Annotated in this window: 19 protein-coding genes and 5 tRNA genes; 7 read left to right on the plus strand and 17 right to left on the minus strand. The window is 58.3% G+C overall.

What is annotated here, in order from left to right:
- From Ga0074115_RS15860 to Ga0074115_RS11375, 17 genes are all read right to left on the minus strand, one after another.
- Nucleotides 1-95, minus strand: a 95-nt coding sequence (locus Ga0074115_RS15860; protein ID WP_001978617.1) for a GTP-binding protein, incomplete at its 3' end; no start/stop codon positions are given.
- A 21-nt stretch (nucleotides 96-116) separates the two neighbouring features.
- Nucleotides 117-2,210, minus strand: a complete 2,094-nt coding sequence (fusA, locus tag Ga0074115_RS11300; protein WP_057956235.1) for an elongation factor G — start codon at nucleotides 2,208-2,210, stop codon at nucleotides 117-119.
- A gap of 42 nt (nucleotides 2,211-2,252) precedes the next feature.
- Complete coding sequence (gene rpsG, locus Ga0074115_RS11305) at nucleotides 2,253-2,723, minus strand: 30S ribosomal protein S7 (protein ID WP_060528529.1); 471 nt, start codon at nucleotides 2,721-2,723, stop codon at nucleotides 2,253-2,255.
- Nucleotides 2,724-2,752: 29 nt separating this feature from the next.
- A complete protein-coding gene (gene rpsL / locus Ga0074115_RS11310; RefSeq protein WP_005965391.1) occupies nucleotides 2,753-3,127 on the minus strand; it encodes a 30S ribosomal protein S12 in 375 nt (124 codons plus the stop codon).
- A gap of 272 nt (nucleotides 3,128-3,399) precedes the next feature.
- Nucleotides 3,400-7,614 carry a DNA-directed RNA polymerase subunit beta' gene (gene rpoC, locus Ga0074115_RS11315; RefSeq protein ID WP_060528530.1) on the minus strand — a complete coding sequence of 1,405 codons (4,215 nt, stop codon included), beginning with the start codon at nucleotides 7,612-7,614 and terminating at the stop codon, nucleotides 3,400-3,402.
- A 15-nt stretch (nucleotides 7,615-7,629) separates the two neighbouring features.
- Nucleotides 7,630-11,706, minus strand: coding sequence for a DNA-directed RNA polymerase subunit beta (gene rpoB, locus Ga0074115_RS11320; RefSeq protein WP_005965394.1), 4,077 nt, complete (start codon nucleotides 11,704-11,706; stop codon nucleotides 7,630-7,632).
- Between the two features lie 195 nt (nucleotides 11,707-11,901).
- Entirely contained in the window at nucleotides 11,902-12,276 is a 375-nt protein-coding gene (rplL, locus tag Ga0074115_RS11325) for a 50S ribosomal protein L7/L12 (RefSeq protein WP_005965396.1), read from the minus strand.
- A 52-nt stretch (nucleotides 12,277-12,328) separates the two neighbouring features.
- Nucleotides 12,329-12,856 (minus strand): 50S ribosomal protein L10, encoded by a 528-nt coding sequence (gene rplJ / locus Ga0074115_RS11330; RefSeq protein WP_006475793.1) that lies wholly within the window; start codon nucleotides 12,854-12,856, stop codon nucleotides 12,329-12,331.
- Between the two features lie 240 nt (nucleotides 12,857-13,096).
- Nucleotides 13,097-13,792 carry a 50S ribosomal protein L1 gene (rplA, locus tag Ga0074115_RS11335; protein WP_060528531.1) on the minus strand — a complete coding sequence of 232 codons (696 nt, stop codon included), beginning with the start codon at nucleotides 13,790-13,792 and terminating at the stop codon, nucleotides 13,097-13,099.
- Between the two features lie 3 nt (nucleotides 13,793-13,795).
- The gene (gene rplK / locus Ga0074115_RS11340) at nucleotides 13,796-14,227 is read right to left on the minus strand and encodes a 50S ribosomal protein L11 (protein WP_057956236.1); all 432 of its coding nucleotides are present in this window, start codon (nucleotides 14,225-14,227) and stop codon (nucleotides 13,796-13,798) included.
- Between the two features lie 158 nt (nucleotides 14,228-14,385).
- Nucleotides 14,386-14,919: a transcription termination/antitermination protein NusG gene (gene nusG / locus Ga0074115_RS11345; protein ID WP_060528532.1), complete on the minus strand. Its 534-nt coding sequence runs from the start codon at nucleotides 14,917-14,919 to the stop codon at nucleotides 14,386-14,388.
- A gap of 2 nt (nucleotides 14,920-14,921) precedes the next feature.
- Nucleotides 14,922-15,260, minus strand: a complete 339-nt coding sequence (secE, locus tag Ga0074115_RS11350) for a preprotein translocase subunit SecE (protein ID WP_232433061.1) — start codon at nucleotides 15,258-15,260, stop codon at nucleotides 14,922-14,924.
- Between the two features lie 70 nt (nucleotides 15,261-15,330).
- Nucleotides 15,331-15,406 (minus strand) — tRNA-Trp (locus Ga0074115_RS11355).
- A 51-nt stretch (nucleotides 15,407-15,457) separates the two neighbouring features.
- Nucleotides 15,458-16,648, minus strand: coding sequence for an elongation factor Tu (tuf, locus tag Ga0074115_RS11360; protein WP_060528534.1), 1,191 nt, complete (start codon nucleotides 16,646-16,648; stop codon nucleotides 15,458-15,460).
- 66 nt (nucleotides 16,649-16,714) lie between these two features.
- A tRNA-Thr gene (locus Ga0074115_RS11365) sits at nucleotides 16,715-16,790 on the minus strand.
- 41 nt (nucleotides 16,791-16,831) lie between these two features.
- Nucleotides 16,832-16,905 (minus strand) — tRNA-Gly (locus Ga0074115_RS11370).
- A gap of 50 nt (nucleotides 16,906-16,955) precedes the next feature.
- Nucleotides 16,956-17,040, minus strand: a tRNA-Tyr gene (locus tag Ga0074115_RS11375).
- A gap of 256 nt (nucleotides 17,041-17,296) precedes the next feature.
- Between Ga0074115_RS11375 and Ga0074115_RS11380 the strand changes: the two genes are divergently transcribed.
- The 7 genes from Ga0074115_RS11380 to Ga0074115_RS11410 all read left to right on the plus strand — a co-directional run bounded on the left by Ga0074115_RS11380 (nucleotide 17,297) and on the right by Ga0074115_RS11410 (nucleotide 23,313).
- On the plus strand, nucleotides 17,297-19,075 hold the full coding sequence (locus Ga0074115_RS11380) for a tetratricopeptide repeat protein (protein WP_198295071.1): 1,779 nt from the start codon (nucleotides 17,297-17,299) through the stop codon (nucleotides 19,073-19,075).
- Nucleotides 19,072-19,926 (plus strand): 4-(cytidine 5'-diphospho)-2-C-methyl-D-erythritol kinase, encoded by an 855-nt coding sequence (ispE, locus tag Ga0074115_RS11385; protein WP_057956151.1) that lies wholly within the window; start codon nucleotides 19,072-19,074, stop codon nucleotides 19,924-19,926. Before Ga0074115_RS11380 ends, ispE begins: the two co-directional genes overlap by 4 nt.
- Before the next feature lies 1 nt (nucleotide 19,927).
- A tRNA-Gln gene (locus Ga0074115_RS11390) sits at nucleotides 19,928-20,002 on the plus strand.
- A 103-nt stretch (nucleotides 20,003-20,105) separates the two neighbouring features.
- Nucleotides 20,106-21,059: a ribose-phosphate diphosphokinase gene (locus Ga0074115_RS11395; RefSeq protein WP_005966635.1), complete on the plus strand. Its 954-nt coding sequence runs from the start codon at nucleotides 20,106-20,108 to the stop codon at nucleotides 21,057-21,059.
- A 146-nt stretch (nucleotides 21,060-21,205) separates the two neighbouring features.
- Nucleotides 21,206-21,817: a 50S ribosomal protein L25/general stress protein Ctc gene (locus Ga0074115_RS11400; RefSeq protein ID WP_060528545.1), complete on the plus strand. Its 612-nt coding sequence runs from the start codon at nucleotides 21,206-21,208 to the stop codon at nucleotides 21,815-21,817.
- A gap of 48 nt (nucleotides 21,818-21,865) precedes the next feature.
- Nucleotides 21,866-22,459 (plus strand): aminoacyl-tRNA hydrolase, encoded by a 594-nt coding sequence (gene pth, locus Ga0074115_RS11405; protein WP_057956167.1) that lies wholly within the window; start codon nucleotides 21,866-21,868, stop codon nucleotides 22,457-22,459.
- Nucleotides 22,460-22,557: 98 nt separating this feature from the next.
- Complete coding sequence (locus Ga0074115_RS11410; protein ID WP_057956154.1) at nucleotides 22,558-23,313, plus strand: outer membrane lipoprotein-sorting protein; 756 nt, start codon at nucleotides 22,558-22,560, stop codon at nucleotides 23,311-23,313.
- Nucleotide 23,314 lies beyond the last annotated feature (1 nt).

Raw genomic sequence — 23,314 nt, forward strand, 5'->3', positions numbered from 1 at the left:
ATCGCTGCAGTCAAGGTGGTCTTACCGTGGTCAACGTGACCAATGGTGCCCACATTAACGTGCGGCTTTGTGCGTTCGAATTTTTCCTTGGACACAGTTCTTACCCCTATACCCGGTTACTGTTTCTTAATCACGGCGTCGGCGACGTTAGCCGGCACCTCTGCATACTTGGCGAATTCCATACTGTAGGTCGCCCGCCCCTGGGTGGCTGAGCGCAGGTCGGTCGCATAACCGAACATCTCGCCCAACGGCACCTCGGCCTTGATCTGTTTGCCGGCGGCCCCATCCTCCATGCCATGAACGATGCCACGACGACTATTGAGATCGCCCATTACATCACCCATGTACTCTTCCGGCGTCACCACCTCAACCTGCATGACCGGCTCTAGCAGTACAGGCTTGGCATTTTGCACCGCTTCACGCAGGCACATCGAGCCGGCAATCTTAAACGCCATCTCGCTGGAGTCAACGTCGTGATAGGATCCGTCATACAAGGTGACTTTGATGTCGACCATCGGATAGCCGGCTATTACACCATTCTCCATCGCCTCTTGCACGCCTTTATCGACGGCCGGAATGTATTCACGCGGCACCGAACCACCGACGATCTCGCTCACAAACTCGTAGCCAGCGCCAGACTCACGCGGCTCGACACGCAGATAGACATGGCCATATTGCCCACGTCCGCCCGACTGCCGCACGAACTTGCCCTCCTGCTCGACCGCGCTGCGAATGGTTTCGCGATAAGCGACCTGCGGCGCACCAACATTTGCTTCGACCTTGAACTCGCGCTTCATGCGATCGACGATGATGTCGAGGTGCAGCTCACCCATCCCAGCAATGATCGTCTGGCCCGACTCTTCATCGGTGGAGACGCGAAACGAGGGATCTTCCTGCGCCAACTTCGACAGCGCGACCCCCATCTTCTCTTGGTCTGCCTTGGTGCGGGGCTCCACGGCCACCGCGATCACCGGCTCAGGAAACTCCATGCGCTCCAGAGTGACCACCTGCTTGAGATCACACAGGGTATCGCCAGTGGTAACCTGCTTGAGGCCTACTGCTGCCGCAATATCGCCTGCGCGCACCTCTTTTATCTCCTCACGGGAGTTGGCGTGCATCTGCAGGATGCGGCCGATGCGTTCCTTCTTTCCCTTTACCGGATTGAAGACGCTATCACCAGACTTCAACACCCCAGAATAGACCCGAAAAAAGGTCAGCGACCCAACAAATGGATCGGTTGCAATCTTGAAGGCTAGCGCCGCAAACGGCTCATCATCCGATGCGTGGCGCTCTTCCTCGGTCTCGCCATCATCCAACACACCACGAATAGCTGGCACGTCGACCGGCGAGGGCATCAACTCGATTACTTTATCGAGCACTGCCTGAACACCTTTGTTCTTAAATGCGGACCCCAGCGTGACTGGAACAATCTCTAGATTTAGGGTGCGCAGTCGCAACCCTTCAATGACATCCGCTTCAGAGAGATCACCCTGCTCCAGGTACCTCTCCGTCAACTCTTCGTTGGCCTCAGCAGCCGCCTCGACCATCCGCTCGCGACACTCATTGCAGGTATCGATGAGATCATCCGGAATCGCCTCATAGGTGAAATCCACACCCATGTTATCTTCGCTCCAGACAATCGACTTCATCTTAATCAGGTCGACCAGACCTTCGAAGCCCTCTTCCGCCCCGATCGGCACCTGGATCGGCACCGGATTCGCGCCAAGGCGCTTTCCAAGTTGCCCGACGACACGAAAGAAGTCTGCCCCCATGCGATCCATCTTGTTGACGAACGCCATCCGGGGTACGTGGTATTTATTCGCCTGCCGCCAGACCGTCTCTGACTGCGGCTCCACCCCGCCGACCGCGCAGAGCACAAACACCGCGCCGTCCAGCACCCTCAAAGAACGCTCCACCTCAATGGTGAAATCAACGTGCCCGGGGGTATCAATAATGTTAATGCGGTGCTCATCAAACTGCCGAGCCATACCGCGCCAGAAGCAGGTAGTGGCTGCAGAGGTGATGGTTATCCCGCGCTCCTGCTCCTGCTCCATCCAGTCCATTGTGGCCGCGCCATCATGCACTTCACCGATCTTGTGCGAAACACCGGTGTAGTATAGGACGCGTTCGGTCGTCGTCGTCTTACCAGCATCAATGTGCGCCATGATGCCAATATTGCGATAACGCTCGATTGGAGTTTTCCGTGCCACAATAAGACCTGTTTGTAAAAGAGCGAGCAGAAAAAGTTCTGCTTACCAGCGATAGTGCGAGAACGCCTTGTTTGCCTCAGCCATACGATGAGTGTCATCGCGCTTCTTCACCGCGGCACCCTTGTTTTCAGAGGCATCCACCAACTCCCCTGCGAGACGCCGAGCCATCGACTTCTCAGAGCGCTTGCGTGCCGCATCGATCAACCAACGCATCGCCAGCGAATTGCGTCGACTCGGACGCACCTCCACCGGAACCTGGTAGGTCGCACCACCAACACGGCGGGACTTAACCTCAACCGCAGGACGAACATTCTCCAGCGCCATCTCCAGCACATCCAGAGGCTCACCACTACGCTTCTCAGACATCTGATCGAGCGCACCGTAGAGAATCTTCTCGGCGACCGATTTCTTGCCATCAACCATCACCATGTTGATGAACTTCGCCAGCAGTTCACTTCCGAACTTTGGATCAGGAAGGGTCTCGCGTTTGGCTGCTACTCGTCTTCTTGGCATTGCTCTATCTCAACTCAAAATTCAGCTGTTTAGCTCTTGGGCCGCTTGGCACCATACTTGGAACGACCCTGACGCCGACTCTCAACACCGGAGGTATCGAGACTGCCGCGCACCACGTGATAACGCACACCGGGAAGGTCCTTCACACGACCACCACGAATCAGCACCACCGAGTGCTCCTGCAGGTTGTGACCCTCACCACCGATGTAGGTGGTTACCTCGTAGCCATTGGTGAGGCGCACACGAGCCACCTTACGCAGTGCCGAGTTCGGCTTTTTCGGCGTAGTGGTATAAACACGTGTACACACACCACGGCGCTGCGGACACGCCTCCAGGGCCGGCACATTACTCTTCTGGACTTTCCGTTTTCTGGGCTTACGCACCAGCTGGTTAATCGTCGCCATCTACTCCGTCTCCAAGGACGTTGACACTTGCATATCACACAAAACAAAGGAGAAGCCGACACCCACCGGCCGCATTCACAGCACCGGAACGATCGAATTCTCTGGCAATTAACTTCGCCCCAACCACCGCACCCGCGATGACTTAGCGCGTCAGAAGCGACAGGTCGGCATAGGCCGACCTGTCACAAAGACGGCGCATTCTATGCACCGTTCGCACGCTTGTCAAGCTTCAGCAAAGAAAGCCTGCCCAAGCCGGCCAAAAGAGGTGCTGATTACTCCACTTCCGGGGTGTTCAGCGCCTCCTTAAAGGCCTGCTCCACCTCTTCCGCCACCAACTCAGGCTTAATCTCCTCCTCCATCGCCACCTCCATCCGCTTACGACGGCGATCCTTGTGATAGGAGAGGCCGGTACCTGCCGGAATCAAACGGCCGACAATGACGTTCTCCTTAAGCCCATTAAGGCTATCGCTGGAGCCACGCACCGCCGCCTCAGTTAGCACTCGCGTGGTCTCCTGGAAGGAGGCCGCCGAGATGAAGGACTCGGTTGCCAGCGAAGCCTTGGTGATGCCCAGCAGGAGCGGCTCATAGAGCGCTGGATGCTTGCCATCTTTACGCAGCTGCTCCGCCTCCTCCAACAGAGAAGCCTTCTCCACCTGCTCGCCCTTGAGGTATTTGCTGTCGCCCGAACTGACGACCTCGACCTTACGCAGCATCTGGCGGATGATCACTTCGATGTGCTTGTCGTTGATCTTCACGCCCTGCAGCCGGTAGACGTCCTGAATCTCCTTGACCAGATATTCGGCAAGGTCAGTTACGCCCTTCAAGCGCAGGATGTCGTGCGAATTGAGCTCGCCATCGGAGATCACATCGCCCTTCACCACATGCTCACCTTCAAACACGTTGACGTGCCGCCATTTCGGAATCAGCTCTTCATGCTGTTCGCCTTCCGAATCGGTCACCACCAAACGCTGCTTGCCCTTGGTGTCCTTACCAAAACTGACGGTACCGGTAGCTTCGGCGAGGATCGCCTGATCCTTCGGCTTGCGCGCCTCGAACAGATCTGCAACACGCGGCAAACCACCAGTGATATCACGGGTCTTGGAGGACTCCTGCGGGATACGCGCCAACACGTCACCAACGCCCACTGCGGCACCATCCTGCACACCGACAATCGCCTCAGACGGCAGAAAGTAGTGGGCAGGGATATCGGTGCCAGCGATATTCAGGTCATTGCCTTCGGCATCAACCAGTTTGACCATCGGACGGATATCCTTGCCCGCCGCAGGCCGCTGTTTTGGATCTATGACCACCAGCGAGCTAAGGCCCGTGACATCGTCCACCTGACTCTGCACGGTGACGCCGTCGACGAAGTCGACAAACACCAGGGTGCCCTCCACCTCGGTAATAACCGGGTGAGTATGCGGATCCCAGTTGGCGACGATCTGACCGCCTTCCACCGGCGACTCGTCGGCCACCTGCAGGGTTGCACCGTAGGGCACCTTGTAGCGCTCGCGCTCACGCCCTACCTCATCAACTACGGTCAGCTCACCGGAGCGTGATGTCGCCACCAAGTGCCCTGCCGCATGCTTGACCGTCTTGATGTTGTGCAGCCGCACAGTACCGCCGGTCTTCACCTGAATATTGTTGACTGCCGCAGAACGTGACGCGGCGCCACCGATATGGAAGGTACGCATGGTCAGCTGGGTGCCGGGCTCGCCGATCGACTGGGCAGCAATAACACCAACCGCCTCACCCTGATTCACCCGATGACCTCGCGCCAGATCTCGACCATAACACTGGGCACAGACACCGACCCGGGCCTTGCAGGTGATGGCAGAACGCACCACTACCTGGTCAATACCAACCCGCTCCAGGGTATCAACCCACTCCTCATCGAGCAGTGTGCCGGCTTCGCAGACCAGCTCATCGCTGCCGGGGCGGTAAAGATCGACGGCGGTTACGCGTCCGAGGATACGCTCGCGCAACGGTTCGACCACGTCACCACCTTCGATGATCGGCTGCATCACCAGCCCCTCTTCAGTGCCGCAATCTTCCTCCAGCACCACCATGTCCTGCGCCACATCGACCAGTCGACGCGTCAGGTAACCGGAGTTAGCCGTCTTCAGCGCGGTGTCGGCCAGACCCTTACGTGCGCCATGGGTGGAGATGAAGTACTGCAGTACGTCGAGCCCCTCACGGAAGTTGGCGGTGATCGGTGTCTCAATGATCGAGCCGTCGGGCTTGGCCATCAGGCCTCGCATACCCGCCAGCTGGCGAATCTGGGCAGCGGAACCACGCGCGCCAGAATCCGCCATCATGTAGACCGAGTTGAAGGAGTCCTGTTCAACCTCGTTGCCCTCATGATCGGTGACCTTCCGCTTGCCGAGCTTAGCCATCATCGCCTTGGCCACCTGGTCATTAGTGTGGGACCAGATATCCACCACCTTGTTGTAGCGCTCGCCGTTGGTCACCAGACCGGAGATGTACTGATTCTCGATCTCCTTGACCTCCTCCTCCGCCCGCGCCAGGATCTCGGTCTTCTCCTCCGGCACCACCATATCGTTGGCGCAGAAAGAGACCGCAGCCCGAGTCGCAAAACGGAAACCCATGTACATCAACTGGTCGGCGAACACCACGGTGTCTTTCAGACCGAGGCGACGATAGGAGGCATTGATCAGGTTAGAGATCGCCTTCTTACCCATCGGCTGATCCACCAGCGAGAAGGGCAGCCCGTCGGGCACGATCTCAAATACGATAGCCCGACCAACCGTGCTATCGATGATCGAATATTTTTCACGGCGACTGCCATCCTCGCCGATCTCGACCTCACGGATGCGCACCTTGACCCGCGCCTGCAAGTCGGCCTGGCCAGCATCGTAGGCACGCTTGGCCTCTTCGATATCGGCGAAGGCCATGCCCTCGCCCTTGGCGTTGACCCGCTCGCGGGTCATGAAGTAGAGCCCCAGCACCACGTCCTGAGAAGGCACGATGATCGGGTCGCCGTTGGCCGGAGAGAGAATGTTGTTGGTCGCCATCATCAGGCTGCGCGCCTCGAGCTGCGCCTCCAGCGAGAGTGGCACATGCACCGCCATCTGGTCGCCATCAAAGTCAGCATTGAAGGCGGTGCAAACCAGCGGATGCAGGTTGATCGCCTTACCCTCCACCAGCACCGGCTCAAACGCCTGGATGCCGAGACGGTGCAAGGTTGGTGCGCGATTAAGCATCACCGGGTGCTCGCGGATCACCTCTTCGAGGATATCCCAGACCTCGGTGGTACCGCGTTCCACCAGCTTCTTCGCTGCCTTGATGGTGGTAGCCAGGCCACGCAGCTGCAGCTTGGAGAAGATAAACGGCTTGAACAGTTCCAGCGCCATCTTCTTCGGCAGGCCGCACTGGTGCAGCTTGAGGGTTGGGCCGACCACGATGACCGAACGCCCGGAATAATCGACACGTTTACCCAACAGATTCTGACGAAAGCGCCCCTGCTTACCCTTGATCATGTCGGCCAGCGACTTCAGCGGGCGACGGTTGGTGCCGGTAATGGCGCGTCCGCGGCGACCGTTGTCGAGCAGCGCATCCACCGACTCCTGCAACATGCGCTTCTCGTTGCGCACGATGATATCGGGGGCATTCAGATCAAGCAGCCGCTTCAGACGGTTGTTGCGGTTGATCACCCGACGGTAGAGATCGTTTAGATCGGAGGTGGCAAACCGACCACCATCCAGCGGCACCAGCGGACGCAGTTCCGGCGGCAACACCGGCAGCACAGTCATCACCATCCACTCGGGGCGATTGCCAGACTGATTGAGCGACTCCAGCAGCTTCAGCCGCTTGGTAAACTTCTTGATCTTGGTCTCGGAATTGGTGCCCTCGATATCCTCCCGCAGACGCTTGATCTCCTCCGGGATGTCGATGGTCTTGAGCAACTCATAGACCGCCTCGGCGCCCATGCGCGCATCAAATTCATCACCATTCTCTTCAAGCGCCTCCAGATACTGCTCATCGGTTAGCAGCTGACTGCGCTCCAACGGCGTCATGCCGGGGTCAACCACGACGAACGACTCAAAGTAGAGCACCCGCTCGATATCGCGCAGCGTCATGTCCATCAGCAGGCCGATGCGCGACGGCAACGACTTGAGGAACCAGATGTGCGCCACCGGACTGGCCAGTTCGATGTGACCCATGCGCTCGCGGCGCACCTTGGCCAGGGTCACTTCAACGCCGCACTTCTCGCACACCACGCCACGGTGCTTGAGACGCTTGTACTTGCCGCACAGGCACTCATAGTCACTCACCGGGCCGAAGATCTTGGCGCAGAACAGGCCATCGCGCTCCGGTTTGAAGGTACGGTAGTTGATGGTCTCTGGCTTCTTTACTTCGCCATAGGACCAGGACCGGATCATGTCAGGGGAGGCCAAACCGATGCGAATCGCATCGAATTCCTCAGTCTGCCCCTGCTGCTTCAGAATGTTCAGAAGATCTTTCAAGGTAGTGACTCCGTATTAGTCCTGTTCCAGTTCAATGTTAATGGCGAGGGAGCGGATCTCCTTGACCAACACATTGAACGATTCCGGCATCCCCGCTTCCATCTGATGATTGCCGTCGACAATATTCTTATACATGCGGGTACGGCCATTAACGTCGTCGGACTTGACCGTGAGCATCTCCTGCAGGGTGTAGGCGGCGCCATAGGCTTCCAACGCCCAGACCTCCATCTCACCGAAGCGCTGACCACCGAACTGCGCCTTACCACCCAGTGGCTGCTGAGTAACCAGGCTGTAGGGGCCTGTGGAGCGGGCATGCATCTTGTCGTCCACCAGATGGTTGAGCTTCAGCATGTACATGTAACCAACCGTGACCTGACGCTCGAAGGCGTCGCCGGTACGACCATCGAACAGGGTCAGCTGACCGCTCTGCGGCAGTCCACCCAGCTCCAGCATGTGGTGGATTTCAGACTCGTGGGCACCATCGAAGACCGGTGTGGCCATCGGCACGCCTTCGCGGAGGTTGCCACATAGCGTCACCACCTCTTCATCGGTGAGGGAGTCGAGATCTTCACGCTTGCCGCTGGTGTTGTAGACCTTATCGAGGAACTCACGCAGCTCGGCGACCTTCGCCTGGGCCTGCAGCATCGCGCCGATCTTGCGCCCGACCCCCTTGGCGGCGAAGCCGAGATGGGTCTCCAGCACCTGACCAACGTTCATGCGCGAGGGTACACCCAGCGGATTGAGCACGATATCGACCGGCTCGCCGTGCTCATCGAACGGCATATCCTCCACCGGCACCACGTTAGAGATAACACCCTTGTTACCATGGCGCCCCGCCATCTTGTCACCGGGCTGAATGCGGCGCTTCAGTGCCACATAGACCTTGACCATCTTCAGCACGCCGGGAGCGAGATCATCGCCGGAAGTGAGCTTGCGCTTCTTCTCCTCGAATTTTTCACGGAACAGCTCACGCTGCGCCTTGATCTGTTCTGCGATCGCTTCAAGCTGCGCCACCGCCTCTTCATTGCGCAGACGGATCTCCAACCACTTGTCGCGATCCAGATCAGCGAGGTAGGACTTGGTGACCTTGGCCCCCGCCTTGAGCTGGTTCGGGCCACCCTCGGCGATCTTGCCAAGCAGCATCCGCTCAACACGCTGGAAGGTATCCTCCTCCATGATGCGCAGTTGGTCGTCAAGATCCTTGCGTACACTCGCCATTTCCATCTCTTCGATAGACAGGGCGCGGGCGTCCTTCTCCACTCCATCACGGGTGAAGACCTGCACATCGATAACCGTACCAACCACGCCGGAAGAAACGCGCAGGGAGGTGTCCTTCACGTCTGAGGCCTTCTCGCCAAAGATCGCCCGCAACAGCTTCTCTTCCGGGGTCAGCTGACTCTCGCCCTTGGGCGTGACCTTGCCGACCAGGATGTCACCCTCTTTCACCTCGGCGCCGATGTAGACGATGCCCGACTCATCCAGCTTGGAGAGTGCCGCCTCGCCCACATTGGGGATATCACCAGTGATCTCCTCCGGACCCAGCTTGGTGTCGCGGGCCATGCAGGTGAGCTCTTCAATATGGATCGAGGTAAAGCGATCCTCTTCGACAACTCGCTCGGAGATCAAGATCGAGTCCTCGAAATTGTAGCCGTTCCAGGGCATGAAGGCGACGCGCAGGTTCTGGCCCAGCGCCAGCTCGCCCATGTCGGTGGAGGGGCCGTCGGCCAACACGTCACCGCGGGCGATCGTGTTGCCCACTTTCACCAATGGCCGCTGGTTGATGCAGGTGTTCTGGTTGGAGCGGGTGTACTTGGTGAGGTTGTAAATATCGACACCCGACTCACCCGCCTCAGTCTCGTCATCGTTGACCCGCACCACGATGCGCGCTGCATCGACAGTCTCAATCTCACCACCACGCTTGGCCACCACGGTCACACCGGAATCGACCGCCACGGTGCGCTCCATACCGGTACCCACCAAGGGTTTTTCTGCACGCAGGGTCGGCACCGCCTGGCGCTGCATGTTGGAGCCCATCAAGGCGCGGTTGGCATCATCGTGCTCCAGAAACGGAATCATCGAGGCCGCCACCGAGACGATCTGCTTGGGAGAGACGTCGATGTACTGCACCTTGTCCGCAACAGAGAGGGTGAACTCATTCTGATGACGGGAAGAGACCAGATCATCGGTCAGATTGCCCTCTGCATCGGTCGATGCGCTGGCCTGAGCGATGACATAACGCCCCTCTTCGATAGCCGAGAGGTAGTCGATCTGATCGGTCACCTTGCCGCCCACCACCTTGCGGTAAGGGGTCTCGAGAAAACCGTATTTATTGGTTCGGGCATAGACCGCCAACGAGTTGATCAAACCGATGTTGGGGCCTTCCGGAGTCTCGATCGGGCAGACTCGGCCGTAGTGGGTCGGGTGCACGTCGCGAACTTCGAAGCCGGCACGCTCGCGGGCCAAGCCACCCGGCCCCAGTGCCGAGACACGCCTTTTGTGGGTGACCTCGGAGAGCGGGTTGTTCTGATCCATAAACTGGGAGAGCTGGCTGGAACCGAAGAACTCTTTGACCGCTGCCGAGACCGGCTTGGCATTAATCAGCTCCTGCGGCATCAAGCCTTCCGACTCCGCCTGGGTCAGGCGCTCCTTGACTGCACGCTCAACGCGCACCAAGCCAACACGGAACTGGTTCTCCGCCATCTCGCCAACACAACGAATACGGCGGTTGCCGAGGTGATCGATGTCATCCACCACACCATTACCGTTGCGGATGTTGATCAGCTCCTTCAGCACATCGCTGATATCTTCTTTCGACAACACGCCTTCACCCACCGACTCCTCGCGGCCCAGGCGACGGTTAAATTTCATGCGGCCTACTGCGGAGAGATCGTAGCGTTCGGCGGTGAAAAAGAGATTATTGAACAGATTCTGCGCCGCCTCTTTGGTCGGCGGCTCACCCGGACGCATCATCCGGTAGATCTCCACCTGTGCCTCCAGTTCGTTACTGGTGGAATCGATACGCAAAGTATCGGAGATGAAAGGGCCATGATCGAGGTCGTTGGTGAAGATGGTCTGGATCTTCTTCACGCCCTTCTCGACCAGCAGATCCATCATCTCATCGGTGATCTCAGTATTGGCGTCGGCGAGTAGCTCACCTGTCTCCTTGTCGACCACATTATGGGCCAGGGTGCGCCCGACCATGTATTCGCGAGTCACATCGAGCTTGCTGACACCAGCCTTATCTAGCTGGCGGATATGACGTGCAGTGATACGACGCCCCGCTTCCACGATGACCTCATCACCCACCTTGATATCGAAGGAGACAGTCTCACCGCGCAGCCGCTCGGGCACCAGATTAACTTTCACTGTGCGCTTGGTCAGGCTGAAGGTGTCGGTCTCGAAAAACATCCCGAGTATCTGCTCGGTGTCGTAACCCAGGGCGCGCAGCAGTACCGTCGCAGGCAGCTTGCGGCGACGATCGATACGAACGAAGACGTTGTCTTTCGGGTCGAACTCAAAGTCGAGCCAGGAACCACGATAGGGGATCACCCGAGCAGAAAACAGCAGCTTACCCGAGGAGTGGGTCTTACCCTTGTCGTGATCGAAGAAGACACCCGGGGAGCGGTGCAACTGAGAGACGATAACCCGCTCGGTACCGTTGATGACAAAGGTACCCGTGTCGGTCATCAGGGGCATTTCACCCATGTAGACCTCTTGCTCGCGGATATCCTTGACCACATTGGAACCCGCCGGCGCCTCCTTATCGTAGATCACCAGCCGAACAAGAACCCGAAGAGGGGCAGCATAGGTGGTGCCGCGCAGTTGACACTCGCGGACATCGAAGACCGGCTCACCCAAACGGTAGTTCACATACTCCAGCACTGCATTGCCAGAGTAACTGACAATCGGTAATACTGATTTGAAAGCGGCATGCAAGCCAACATCCTTACGCTTTTCCAGCGGTACACCCTGCTGGAGAAAGTCACGGAAGGATTCGATCTGCGTCGCAAGCAGAAACGGGACGTCGAGAATACTAGTGCGCTTACCGAAGTCTTTGCGGATACGCTTTTTCTCGGTGAAAGAATAGGCCATGCTGCCGCCCTCAGTGTCTTAGGCTAAATGAATGATGCGATACCGGGCTCATGATCCGACTGAGCTCATATTGGCATTCGCCTGTTTGACTTCCTGTCGACCCTGCGTTGAGGATCACGCCGACAAGCGGGAAAAGGCCGGTGGCATTACACCACCAGCCCTTGCCCGGCTCGTTGCAGACTAATACAAGCAGAATTATTTAATCTCTGCCGTGGCGCCTGCCTCTTCAATCTGCTTAACTGCTTCTTCAGCCTCCTCCTTGGAGACGGCTTCCTTCAGCGTGGTTGGCACGCCTTCTACAGCTGCTTTCGCTTCCTTCAGACCCAGACCGGTCATAGCACGCACAGCCTTGATCACAGCAATTTTGTTGCCGCCGAAGTCGGTCAGCACCACGTCGAACTCGGTCTTCTCTTCGGCTGCGGCAGCCTCACCAGCTGCAGCGGGGGCAGCTGCAACAGCGGCAGCGGCAGTCACGCCGAACTTCTCTTCCATCGCTTCGATCAGCGAAACGACGTCCATCACGGACATCTCGGCAATAGCCTCTAGGATCTCTTCTTTAGAAACGGCCATTGGTTAACTCCTAAAATTGAATAGCACAAAAGTTGTAATAACGATAAGTCGATCAGGCCGCCTCTTTGGCGTCCTTGATTGCCGCAACAGTCCGGACCAGCTTGCCGGGCACCTCTTTCATGGTGCGGGCCAGCTTCTCTACCGGAGCCTTCATGACCGCCATCAGCATGCTGATAGCCTGGTCGTAGGTCGGCATCTTGGCGAGGGTCTCCAGCTCAGAGGCAGCCAACAACTGACCACCGATGGAAACCAGCTTCACCTCAAGACGCGCATGCTCCTTGGCAAAGTCCTTAATGACGCGAGCTGCAGCACCCGGATCCTCCTGCGAGAAGGCAAGGACTAACGGACCCGTCAGACCTTCCTGCATGCATTCGAACTCGGTACCTTCCACTGCACGCTTTGCGAGACTGTTCTTGACCACGCGAAGGTAGACACCATTGTCGCGCGCCTGTTTGCGCAACTCGGTCATCTCTTCGACGGTCAGGCCCCGGTACTCTGCGGCAACAGCGGACAAGGCACTGTTTGCTACGTCATTGACCTCGGCGACGATGACTTTTTTCTGCTCGAGATTGAGTGCCAAAGTCGTCACCTCCTGACAACTAGGAGCAGCTAACCGCTCCTGTTTACACATAAACGATGCTTAACACATCGCACTTAAACGCGCACCATCATCAGGAGAAATCCTGATTCGGGGTGCTCCGCCTGCGCAGGCTTTGATTAAGCACCTTGCGGCACACCTGCGGTCTTTGACGGCACCGCTTTCGCGGCACCCCAAAGCTTGCTGTGAGGCGCCCGCACTGCGAACGCCTCGCCAAACCAATTAGAAAGTCAGACTGGCCTGGTCCACCGTCACCCCCGGCCCCATGGTCGAGGAGACGGCAATCTTCTTCATGTAGACACCCTTGGCGGCGATTGGCTTAGCTTTCACCAAGTCACCCAGCAGCGCCTCAAGGTTCTGCTTCAGCTTATCGCCATCAAAATCTACCTTGCCGATCGTGCAGTGGATGATTCCCGCTTTATCGGTGCGGTAACGCACCTGACCCGCCTTGGCGTTGTTCACGGCCTCAGCAACATTTGGGGTCACGGTTCCAACCTTCGGGTTTGGCATCAGACCGCGCGGACCGAGGATCTGACCCAACTGACCGACCACGCGCATCGCGTCGGGACTGGCCACCACCACGTCGAAATCCATCATGCCGCCCTTGATCTGCTCTGCCAGGTCTTCCATACCGACAATATCGGCACCCGCCTCTTTGGCGGCATCTGCATTGGCGCCCTGGGTGAATACAGCAACCCGCACTGTCTTACCGGTACCATGGGGCAACACTGTGGAACCACGCACTACCTGGTCGGACTTACGCGGATCGACACCCAGATTGACGCTGACATCGACGGCCTCTTTAAACTTGACCGAGGAGACCTCTTGCAGCAGGGAGAACGCCTCATCTGCAGCATAGAGCCTGCCGACCTCAACCTTCTCACGAATCATCTTCGCGCGCTTGCTTAACTTTGCCATGAGTTAGACCCCCTCCACATCAAGACCCATCGCACGGGCACTACCGGCGATGGTACGCACGGCCGCATCCATATCCGACGCGGTCAGATCCGACATCTTGGTCTTGGCGATCTCTTCAAGCTGCTCGCGATTCACCTTACCAACCTTGACGCTATTTGGGGTGGCGCTGCCTTTGGCGAGCCCCGCAGCCTTCTTCAACAGCACGGATGCCGGTGGCGTTTTAGTGATAAAGGTAAAGGAACGGTCATTATAGACCGTGATCACCACGGGGATCGGCATCCCCTTTTCCATGGACTGAGTCTTGGCGTTAAACGCCTTACAGAATTCCATGATGTTAACGCCGTGCTGGCCCAGAGCCGGACCAACCGGAGGACTCGGGTTTGCCTCACCTGCGGCAACCTGAAGCTTGATATAAGCTTCGATTTTTTTAGCCATGATTTACCTCACTATGGGTGCAAGCGCCCGGAACTCTCATCCAGGCTCCCCTACATAAATTTTGAGTAGTGAATTTCGCGCGCGGACCCGTCATGAGTTGCAGCGAGGCTGCCGCCCAACTCGCAACCATGCCCCACAACACAAAACCCGAAAAGACGTCAGCCCTTTTCGACCTGCCCGAACTCCAAATCCACAGGAGTGGAGCGCCCAAAGATCAGAACAGAAACCTTGAGGCGGCTTTTTTCGTAGTCGACTTCCTCAACCACGCCACTGAAATCATTGAAGGGACCATCAACAACACGCACCACCTCACCCGGCTCAAACAGCACCTTCGGACGTGGCTTCTCGACCCCTTCCTGCACACGCTGCAGAATCGCATCGGCTTCCTTGTCGGTGATTGGCGCCGGGCGATCGCCGGTACCGCCAATAAACCCCAGAACCTTTGGCACATCTTTGACCAGATGCCAGGTCTCGTCGGTCATCTCCATCTGTACCAACACATAACCTGGAAAGAACTTCCGCTCACTCTTGCGCTGCTGCCCGGCGCGCATCTCCACCACCTCTTCGGTGGGCACGAGAACCTCGCCAAACTTGCCTTCCATTCCAAAACGAGCGACGCGCTCCTTCAGCGAACGCTGAACCTGCGCTTCGAACCCAGAATAGGCATGCACCACATACCAACGCATCGCCATGATCAGCCTCCGGTGAGGGTGCGCAACACCCAACCCAGCATCATGTCAAACATCCAGAGCACAAAACCCATAATCAGCACCATCACGAAGACAATCAGGGTTGTCTGCACTGTCTCCTGACGACTTGGCCAGACCACCCTACGAACTTCGACCTTGGAATCTGAGGCGAACTGCCAGACGGTGCGCCCCACCGCAGTCTGATAGGCGATCGCTACCGCACCCCCCACCACGAGCAGCATCCCAAGCACACGCAGCAACTGAGAATGGGCATCGAAATAGTAAAAACCAAGGATCGCCGCAACGATAAGAGCAGCTGCCAGCAGCAGCTTGACCGTATCCATCGAGGAACCTTCAGCAGGAGAACTGGCGTTCGTATTCAACAGGTAAGACCCACAAGATATGCCATAAAAATGGCAGGCCAGGAGGGACTCGAACCCCCAACCTGCGGTTTTGGAGACCGCTGCTCTACCAATTGAGCCACTGGCCTAGAAACAGATGACCGGACGACCCTGTCCAGCCCTCCTAAAGACCAAAGCAATTACTCAATGATCTTCGAAACCACGCCGGCACCCACGGTACGACCACCCTCACGGATAGCGAAACGCAGGCCCTCTTCCATTGCGATCGGCGCGATCAATTTTACCGTCATCTTGACGTTGTCACCCGGCATCACCATCTCCACGCCCTCGGGAAGGTCGCAGGCACCGGTCACGTCGGTAGTACGGAAGTAGAACTGCGGACGGTAGTTGGCAAAGAAGGGGGTGTGACGACCACCTTCATCCTTGCTCAACACGTACACCTCACACTCGAAGTGGGTGTGCGGGGTGATGGTACCCGGATGTGCCAACACCTGGCCGCGCTCAACATCTTCACGCTTGGTGCCACGCAGCAGCACACCCACGTTGTCGCCAGCCTCTCCCTGATCCAGCAGCTTACGGAACATCTCAACGCCGGTGCAGGTGGTCTTCGCGGTCTCTTTGATTCCGACGATCTCAACCTCTTCACCCACCTTGACCACGCCGCGCTCAACACGACCGGTTACCACGGTACCTCGACCGGAGATGGAAAAAACATCTTCGATGGGCATCAGGAAGGCGCCGTCAATCGCACGCTCCGGCTCGGGGATGTAAGTATCCAGCGCCTCGACCAACTTGGCAATGGAGCCAGCGCCGATATCGGACTCATCACCTTCCAGCGCCTTCAGCGCGGAACCAATGATCACAGGTGTGTCATCGCCGGGGAAGTCGTAGCTGTCCAGCAGCTCACGGATCTCCATCTCAACCAGCTCTAGCAACTCTTCATCGTCGACCATATCGGCCTTGTTCATATAGACGATGATGTAGGGCACACCAACCTGACGAGAGAGCAGGATGTGCTCACGAGTCTGCGGCATCGGGCCGTCTGAGGCAGAGACCACCAGGATTGCGCCGTCCATCTGCGCCGCGCCAGTGATCATATTCTTTACATAGTCAGCATGGCCGGGGCAGTCCACATGGGCGTAATGGCGATTCTCAGACTCGTACTCCACATGCGAGGTAGCAATGGTGATGCCGCGCTCACGCTCTTCCGGGGCGTTGTCGATCTGATCGAAGGCGCGCTGCTCGCCACCAAACTTCTTCGCCTGCACCAGCGTGATCGCTGCAGTCAAGGTGGTCTTACCGTGGTCAACGTGACCAATGGTGCCCACATTAACGTGCGGCTTTGTGCGTTCGAATTTTTCCTTGGACATGGGCTCTCTCCACGCTCTACTTTCTTAAAGACAAATTCGCGCGCTTACGCACGCCGTTACCAAATATGGAGCCCAGAAGCAGATTTGAACTGCCGACCTCACCCTTACCAAGGGTGTGCTCTACCAACTGAGCTATCTGGGCAAATTGATCGATCTGCCACATCTGGCAAACCAGCTCACACTTGGAGCGGGTGATGGGAATCGAACCCACGTAGTCAGCTTGGAAGGCTGAAGTTCTACCATTGAACTACACCCGCACTGCCAACCGGGCATGACGTCCGCCAAGCCGATTCAACATCAAAAAATCTGGTGGAGGGGGGAGGATTCGAACCTCCGAAGGCGGAGCCGTCAGATTTACAGTCTGATCCCTTTGGCCACTCGGGAACCCCTCCAAACGCGAGCCGGGCATCCTATTCCGCAAAAAACGCAATGTCAAGCTGCCTGCAGCGGCAGATCGAATCCCAGCAAACGAGCCGCGCATTATAATGGATATTTCCTCCCTGTCACCCTATTTTTTTGTCGGTTTAAAAAAACCTTTGTCAAGCCCCATACAAGCCGAGCCCCCACTTCGATTTTTTTCACTTGCAGCAAACGGCCAATCCCTATTTACTAGCTTGAAACAGGCGCTCAAGGAATCTGCAAAAACCGATGTCGATTCGTGTAACCAGCATAGTGCTGACACTCATCCTGACTGGCTGCGCAAGCGGCCCCGTGCCGCCGACCGGCGCGGCCACCACCACGCCCAGCGAGCCCACCACCACGCCCAGCGAGCCCACCATCCCGTCCGCCCCAGCCCCCCAACCCGGTGAGGCGAGACTCACTCCTGACCTCATTTACGACACCCTGGTAGGAGAGATCGCCAACCAACGCGGTGACAGCCAGACTGCATTCCAGCATGCTTACCGGGCGGCACTTCAGTCTCGAAACCCGGGAATGGCCCAACGCGCCAGCCGCCTTGCTCTGCTATCGAATCAACACCAGAACACTGAGAAGGCCCTGACGCTCTGGATCGAACTCGAACCCGACTCACTCAAGGCGCATCAGATCGCCGCTCTGCTGCATGCAAAACACAACGCTGACTCGAAAACTCTGTTTCACCTGAAGCGCGTTGCCGAACTGGCCAACCAACAGGGTAAATTCGGCTATCTGCAGGCCGCCGCAATCGCAGAGAAGAGCAACACCCCCGGCAAGGCGCTTGCACTGATGCAACAGATCACCGCCGGACAACAACAGAATCCTGCAGCACTCTACGCCCTCGCAGTGACCGCAAACCACGCTAAACGCCACGACATCGCCGAACAACAGGTCCGCACAGCCCTCAACCTCAAGCCCGGCTGGCCGCAGGCTCGGCTGCTACTGGCTCGTACCCTGATCCTGCAAGGCAATCCAGATGCAGGGTTAAATGAACTCAAGGCAGCCGTTGCCGACAACCCATCGGACAAAAAGCTGCGCACCACACTAGCCCGCACCCTGCTGGAACAGAATCAGACCGAACAGGCCCGTGCGCACTTTATCAAGCTCCATCAGCAGTCACCGGAGAACGCCGACATCGGCTACGCCTTGGGCGTGCTTTCGACCCAGCTCAAACACTACGACGAGGCCAAGGAGTATTTCACCAGCCTCATCGAGCACGGTCAGAAAAAAGACGATGCCCATTACTATCTGGGCTTGATCAACGAGATCCAGGAACAGCACGACAACGCCATCAGCCACTATCAACAGGTCAGCGGCGGCGGCAACCAAATTGACGCCCGCATCCGCACCGCACGACTGCTGACCAACAAAGGCGAGATCAAACGCGCCCGCGAGCTACTGCAACGACTACGCCTGCGCACCCCGCAACATCAACTTCGAATCAACCTGATCGAGGCGGAGCTGCTACGCAGCACCGGCGACTTTGCATCCGCGATGGAAATCTACAACACCGCACTGAAAGCGGATCCTGATAACCTCGATCTACTCTACGCACGCGGCATCAATGCTGCCGATCTGGGTGCGATCGAACAGATGGAACGGGATCTGCAACGCATTCTCGATAAGGATCCCAATCACGCCGACGCCCTCAATGCGCTGGGCTATACACTGGCTGACAAAACCAAACGCCTGCACGAGGCCAAGCGCTACATCGAACGCGCACTGGCGCTGCAACCGGACAATCCAGCGATCCTCGACAGTATCGGCTGGGTCGAGTACCGCATGGGCAATGTCGAGCAGGCGCGCCACCATCTCGAACAGGCCGCGCAACAGAGTAAGGACGCCGAGATAGCCGCCCACCTCGGCGAAGTACTCTGGCAACTTGGCCAGCATCGCGAGGCATTGCAGATCTGGCAGGAGGCAATGCAGCGGGAGCCCCGCAACCGCTTCATCCGCCCAGTACGCAAGCGCCTTACCGGCAGCGAACAGGGACGCCTCCCGCAGAGCAAATGAGCGCCAATGATTCCCAGGGCCTCTGGCCGGCGCCGGCCAAGCTGAACCTGATGCTGCGCGTGGTGGGCCGGCGCGCCGATGGCTACCACGAATTGCAGACAGTATTTCAGTTTCTCGACCTGACCGACCAGCTGCACTTCATTCCCACCGATGACGGCAGCATCGTCCTGCACACCCCTCTCCCCGGCGTCGCTCCCGAGCACGACCTGACAGTCCGCGCCGCTCACCTGCTACAACAAACCAGTCAGTGCCGGCTTGGAGCAGAGATCCACATCGACAAGCGACTGCCGATGGGCGGCGGCCTAGGCGGCGGCAGCTCCGATGCCGCCACCACCCTGGTCGCGCTCAACCAACTATGGAACATCAACCTGTCCCAACAGGAGCTGGCCCAGCTCGGCCTCTCGCTGGGGGCCGATGTCCCCATCTTCATCCACGGCCACGCCGCCTGGGCCGAGGGCATTGGCGAAACTCTCAGCGACATGGAACTCAACTGCCCCTGGTATCTGATCGTGCATCCTGGCTGCCATGTCTCCACCGCCGAAGTCTTCAGTGCCGCCGATTTGACACGCAACTCACCCCACATCAAAATAGCCGACTTCCTGGGGGGCGACAGAGCGAACGACTGTCTCCCGGTGGTGGCAAAACACCATCCACAGGTCGCCGATGCGCTGGCCTGGCTGGGTGAGATCACAACCGCCCGTATGACAGGAACCGGTGCCTGCATCTATGGCGAATTTAACAGCCAGGCAGAGGCAGAGAGCGCATGCTCGCGGCTGCCGGAACGATTTCAGGGTTTTGTCGCGCGGGGGCTCAACCGCTCCCCGCTGTTCGACAGGATCGATTCGAGTTAATTGGGGCGTCGCCAAGTGGCTAGGCACCGGGTTTTGATCCCGGCATACGTAGGTTCGAGTCCTACCGCCCCAGCCAAATCTAATAGGGCTGCCTGTCAGAGTCGCCTCTCACAGACGCCCAGGGCGCCGGCTCCACCCGGTCAACCACACTAGCAACAGACCGATATCGGGGGTCCGCTGTGCCTACCAGTGCCATGATGGTTTTTTCCGGAAACGCCAACCCAAGCCTCTCCAGTGAGATCGCCAGCCACCTGAACATGCCGCTCGGCAAGGCCCAAATCGGGCGTTTCAGTGACGGCGAGGTAATGGCCGAGATCCAAGAGAACGTGCGCGGCCGGGACGTGTTTATCGTCCAGCCCACCTCAGCGCCAACCAACGAAAACCTGATGGAACTGCTGGTGATGATCGACGCGATGCGTCTCTCATCGGCCAATCGCATCACCGCTGTCATCCCTTACTTCGGCTACGCCCGCCAGGATCGCCGCCCCCGCTCCTCCCGGGTCCCGATCACCGCCCGCCTTGCCGCCAAGATGATCAGCACAGCCGGTGCCGATCGGGTGCTCACGGTCGATCTGCACGCAGATCAGATTCAGGGCTTTTTCGACATCCCGGTAGACAACGTCTACGCCTCACCGATCCTGCTCAGCGATGTCTGGCGCCAGCGCCACCCGGACCTGATGGTGGTCTCCCCCGATGTCGGCGGCGTGGTGCGCGCCCGGGCGCTGGCCAAGCGACTCGACGACGCCGATCTGGCGATCATCGACAAACGCCGCCCACGCCCCAACGAGGCCAAGGTGATGAACATCATCGGCGAAGTGGAGGGGCGCAGCTGTGTGCTGATCGACGACCTGGTCGACACCGCTGGCACCCTCTGCCAAGCCGCCCAAGCCCTCAAGGAGCATGGTGCCGCCAAGGTCGTCGCCTACTGCACTCATCCGGTACTCTCCGGCCCGGCGGTGGACAACATCAGCAACTCGGTACTCGACGAGCTGGTGGTGACCAACACCATCCCGCTCTCGGATGCGGCCGCGGCCTGCGACAGGATCCGTCAGGTCAGCATCGGCGAGCTGCTGGCCGAGACTATGCGCCGCATCAGCGGCGAGGAGTCGGTCAGCTCGCTGTTTGTCGACTAATCCACATCTCAAGTCACCAGCACGACCACTGGCAAATCCCTGCAATCCTGATAGAATCGCGCGTTCGCCGGAATTCCGGCGTGACAGGCGCCGTCTTGGTCGCGGGGCAGCGCAATCCAATCAAAATGATTAATCAGGAGATTGACATGTCCGTCAGTTTTGAAATTACTGCACAGCCCAGGAGCGATACAGGGAAAGGTGCGAGCCGCCGCCTGCGCCGCACCGGCATGGTCCCCGGCATCATCTACGGCGGCCACCAGGAACCCTCCATGATCTCGCTGGCCCACAACGAGCTGATCCTGCACCTGGATCATGAGGCCTTCTACTCCCACATCCTCAACCTGAAGGTTGGTGACGCCACTGAGCAGGTGGTGCTGAAGGATCTGCAGCGCCACCCGGCCAAGCCGTTCATCATGCACATCGACTTCCAGCGCATCAGCGCCGGCGAGAAGATCCGCATGCAAGTGCCGCTGCACTTCACCAACCAAGAATCCGCACCCGGCACCAAAGCGGGTGGCCAGGCCTCCCACATGCTCAGTGATGTGGAGATCACCTGCCTGCCAAAGGATCTGCCCGAGTTCATCGAAGTCGACATGGGCGAGATGAACGTTGGCGATGCCATCCACCTCTCCGAGCTGAAACTGCCCGCTGGTGTGGAGCTGCCCTCCAGTGAGCATGAGGACACCATCGTGGTCAACATCCATAGCGGCCACACCGCAACTGACGAGGATGAGACTGAAGAGGGCGCTGCAGAGTAAACCTGCCGCCCTGTGGGGCAGGCTCTGCCTGCCCCGCTCCAACCGTTTATGCCCCCCATCAACGCCCACCCCATCAAACTCATCGTCGGACTCGGAAACCCGGGTGGCGACTACGCTGAGACCCGCCACAACGCCGGCTTCTGGTTCGTCGAACAACTCGCCAGGCGCTACAACGGCAACTTTCGCGCTGAATCGCGCCACCATGGCCAGCTCTGCCGCATCAGCGTCAGCGGACGTGACTGCCGGCTGTTGATGCCATCTACCTTCATGAATCGCAGCGGTCAGTCGGTGTCGAGTCTTGCCAGCTACTTCAAGATCGCCCCGGAAGAGATCCTGGTCGCCCATGACGAACTCGATCTACCCACCGGCCAGGCCCGCCTCAAGCGCGGCGGCGGCCACGCCGGGCATAACGGTCTACGCGACATCATGAGCGCCATCGGCAGCCGTGACTTCCTGCGCCTGCGCATCGGCATCGACCGCCCCCAGCAGAAGGGACCGGTCACTAACTATGTACTGGGGCGCCCCTCCAAACAGCAGCGCAGCGAGATCGAGGATGCCATCGACAAGGCCGCCGACTGCCTCGAGCTCCTGATTCAAGGCGAGTTGCCACAGGCGATGAACCGACTCCACAGCAGCCGCTAACGGCAGGATCATAAAGTCGGCTTATAATAGCCAAGCAGACTATTCTTATATTGCGCGGCCAAGCGGCCACACAACCGTTCTGATCTGGAGACCTGGCGATGACCTACAGCCGTATCCTGCTAACTGCACTTCTACTCCTTCTCTGCTGGCCGCTAGCTGCAGAACAGAGCGACCCGGAGGCGATCGCGCTGCTGCAGAAGAGCGAGGCACTGATGCGCTCCAGCGGCACTATCGCCCAATATAAGCTCGAGATCATCCGCCCCGATTGGCAGCGCACCATGGAGTTTGTCAGCCACGACGACTATCCCAACAACCGTTTCCGCATGGAGATACTCTCGCCACGCAAGACCAAGGGCACGGTATTTTTAAAGATCGGCGACCAGCTCTCGATGTTTCTCCCTAAGTTACGCCGTCAGATCGCCATCTCCCCGGCGATGATGCACGACGCCTGGATGGGTTCTGACTTCAACAACCAGGATCTACTCGAAGCCAACTCGTTGATCGATGACTACACCCATCACATCACTGCACGCCAGGGTGAAGGCAAAACAGCGCTCATCACCATCACCTCTCTGCCCAAACCCAACGCCAAGGTCAGCTGGAGCAAGCTGCAGCAGCAGATCCGCGGCGACGGCATCCCGGTCTCCATCACCTACGGCTGCAATGACCCCACAGGCGGTCGGCAGCTAAAGTTTGAAGCGGTGCAGAAACTTGGTGGCCGCAACATCCCCACCCGCATGATCATGCAGCCACAAGACCAGCCTGGCAGGCGCACCGTCATCACCATCAAATCAGCATCCTTCAACCAACCCCTGGATGAGGCGTTGTTTGCCCCACAGGCAAAGAAAAAATAGT

This window comes from endosymbiont of Ridgeia piscesae (assembly GCF_001443665.1).
Taxonomy (GTDB): domain Bacteria; phylum Pseudomonadota; class Gammaproteobacteria; order Chromatiales; family Chromatiaceae; genus Endoriftia; species Endoriftia persephonae.

Coding starts and splice junctions, on each gene's coding strand:
- nusG (WP_060528532.1), bottom strand. CDS start 14,919: ATGGCGATGCGTTGGTATGTGGTGCATGCCTATTCTGGGTTCGAAGCG.
- rplK (WP_057956236.1), bottom strand. CDS start 14,227: ATGGCTAAAAAAATCGAAGCTTATATCAAGCTTCAGGTTGCCGCAGGT.
- rpoB (WP_005965394.1), bottom strand. CDS start 11,706: ATGGCCTATTCTTTCACCGAGAAAAAGCGTATCCGCAAAGACTTCGGT.
- tuf (WP_060528534.1), bottom strand. CDS start 16,648: ATGTCCAAGGAAAAATTCGAACGCACAAAGCCGCACGTTAATGTGGGC.
- pth (WP_057956167.1), top strand. CDS start 21,866: ATGCCCCCCATCAACGCCCACCCCATCAAACTCATCGTCGGACTCGGA.
- Ga0074115_RS11400 (WP_060528545.1), top strand. CDS start 21,206: ATGTCCGTCAGTTTTGAAATTACTGCACAGCCCAGGAGCGATACAGGG.
- Ga0074115_RS11410 (WP_057956154.1), top strand. CDS start 22,558: ATGACCTACAGCCGTATCCTGCTAACTGCACTTCTACTCCTTCTCTGC.
- Ga0074115_RS11380 (WP_198295071.1), top strand. CDS start 17,297: ATGTCGATTCGTGTAACCAGCATAGTGCTGACACTCATCCTGACTGGC.
- rpsG (WP_060528529.1), bottom strand. CDS start 2,723: ATGCCAAGAAGACGAGTAGCAGCCAAACGCGAGACCCTTCCTGATCCA.
- rplL (WP_005965396.1), bottom strand. CDS start 12,276: ATGGCCGTTTCTAAAGAAGAGATCCTAGAGGCTATTGCCGAGATGTCC.
- rpsL (WP_005965391.1), bottom strand. CDS start 3,127: ATGGCGACGATTAACCAGCTGGTGCGTAAGCCCAGAAAACGGAAAGTC.
- ispE (WP_057956151.1), top strand. CDS start 19,072: ATGAGCGCCAATGATTCCCAGGGCCTCTGGCCGGCGCCGGCCAAGCTG.
- rplA (WP_060528531.1), bottom strand. CDS start 13,792: ATGGCAAAGTTAAGCAAGCGCGCGAAGATGATTCGTGAGAAGGTTGAG.
- secE (WP_232433061.1), bottom strand. CDS start 15,260: ATGGATACGGTCAAGCTGCTGCTGGCAGCTGCTCTTATCGTTGCGGCG.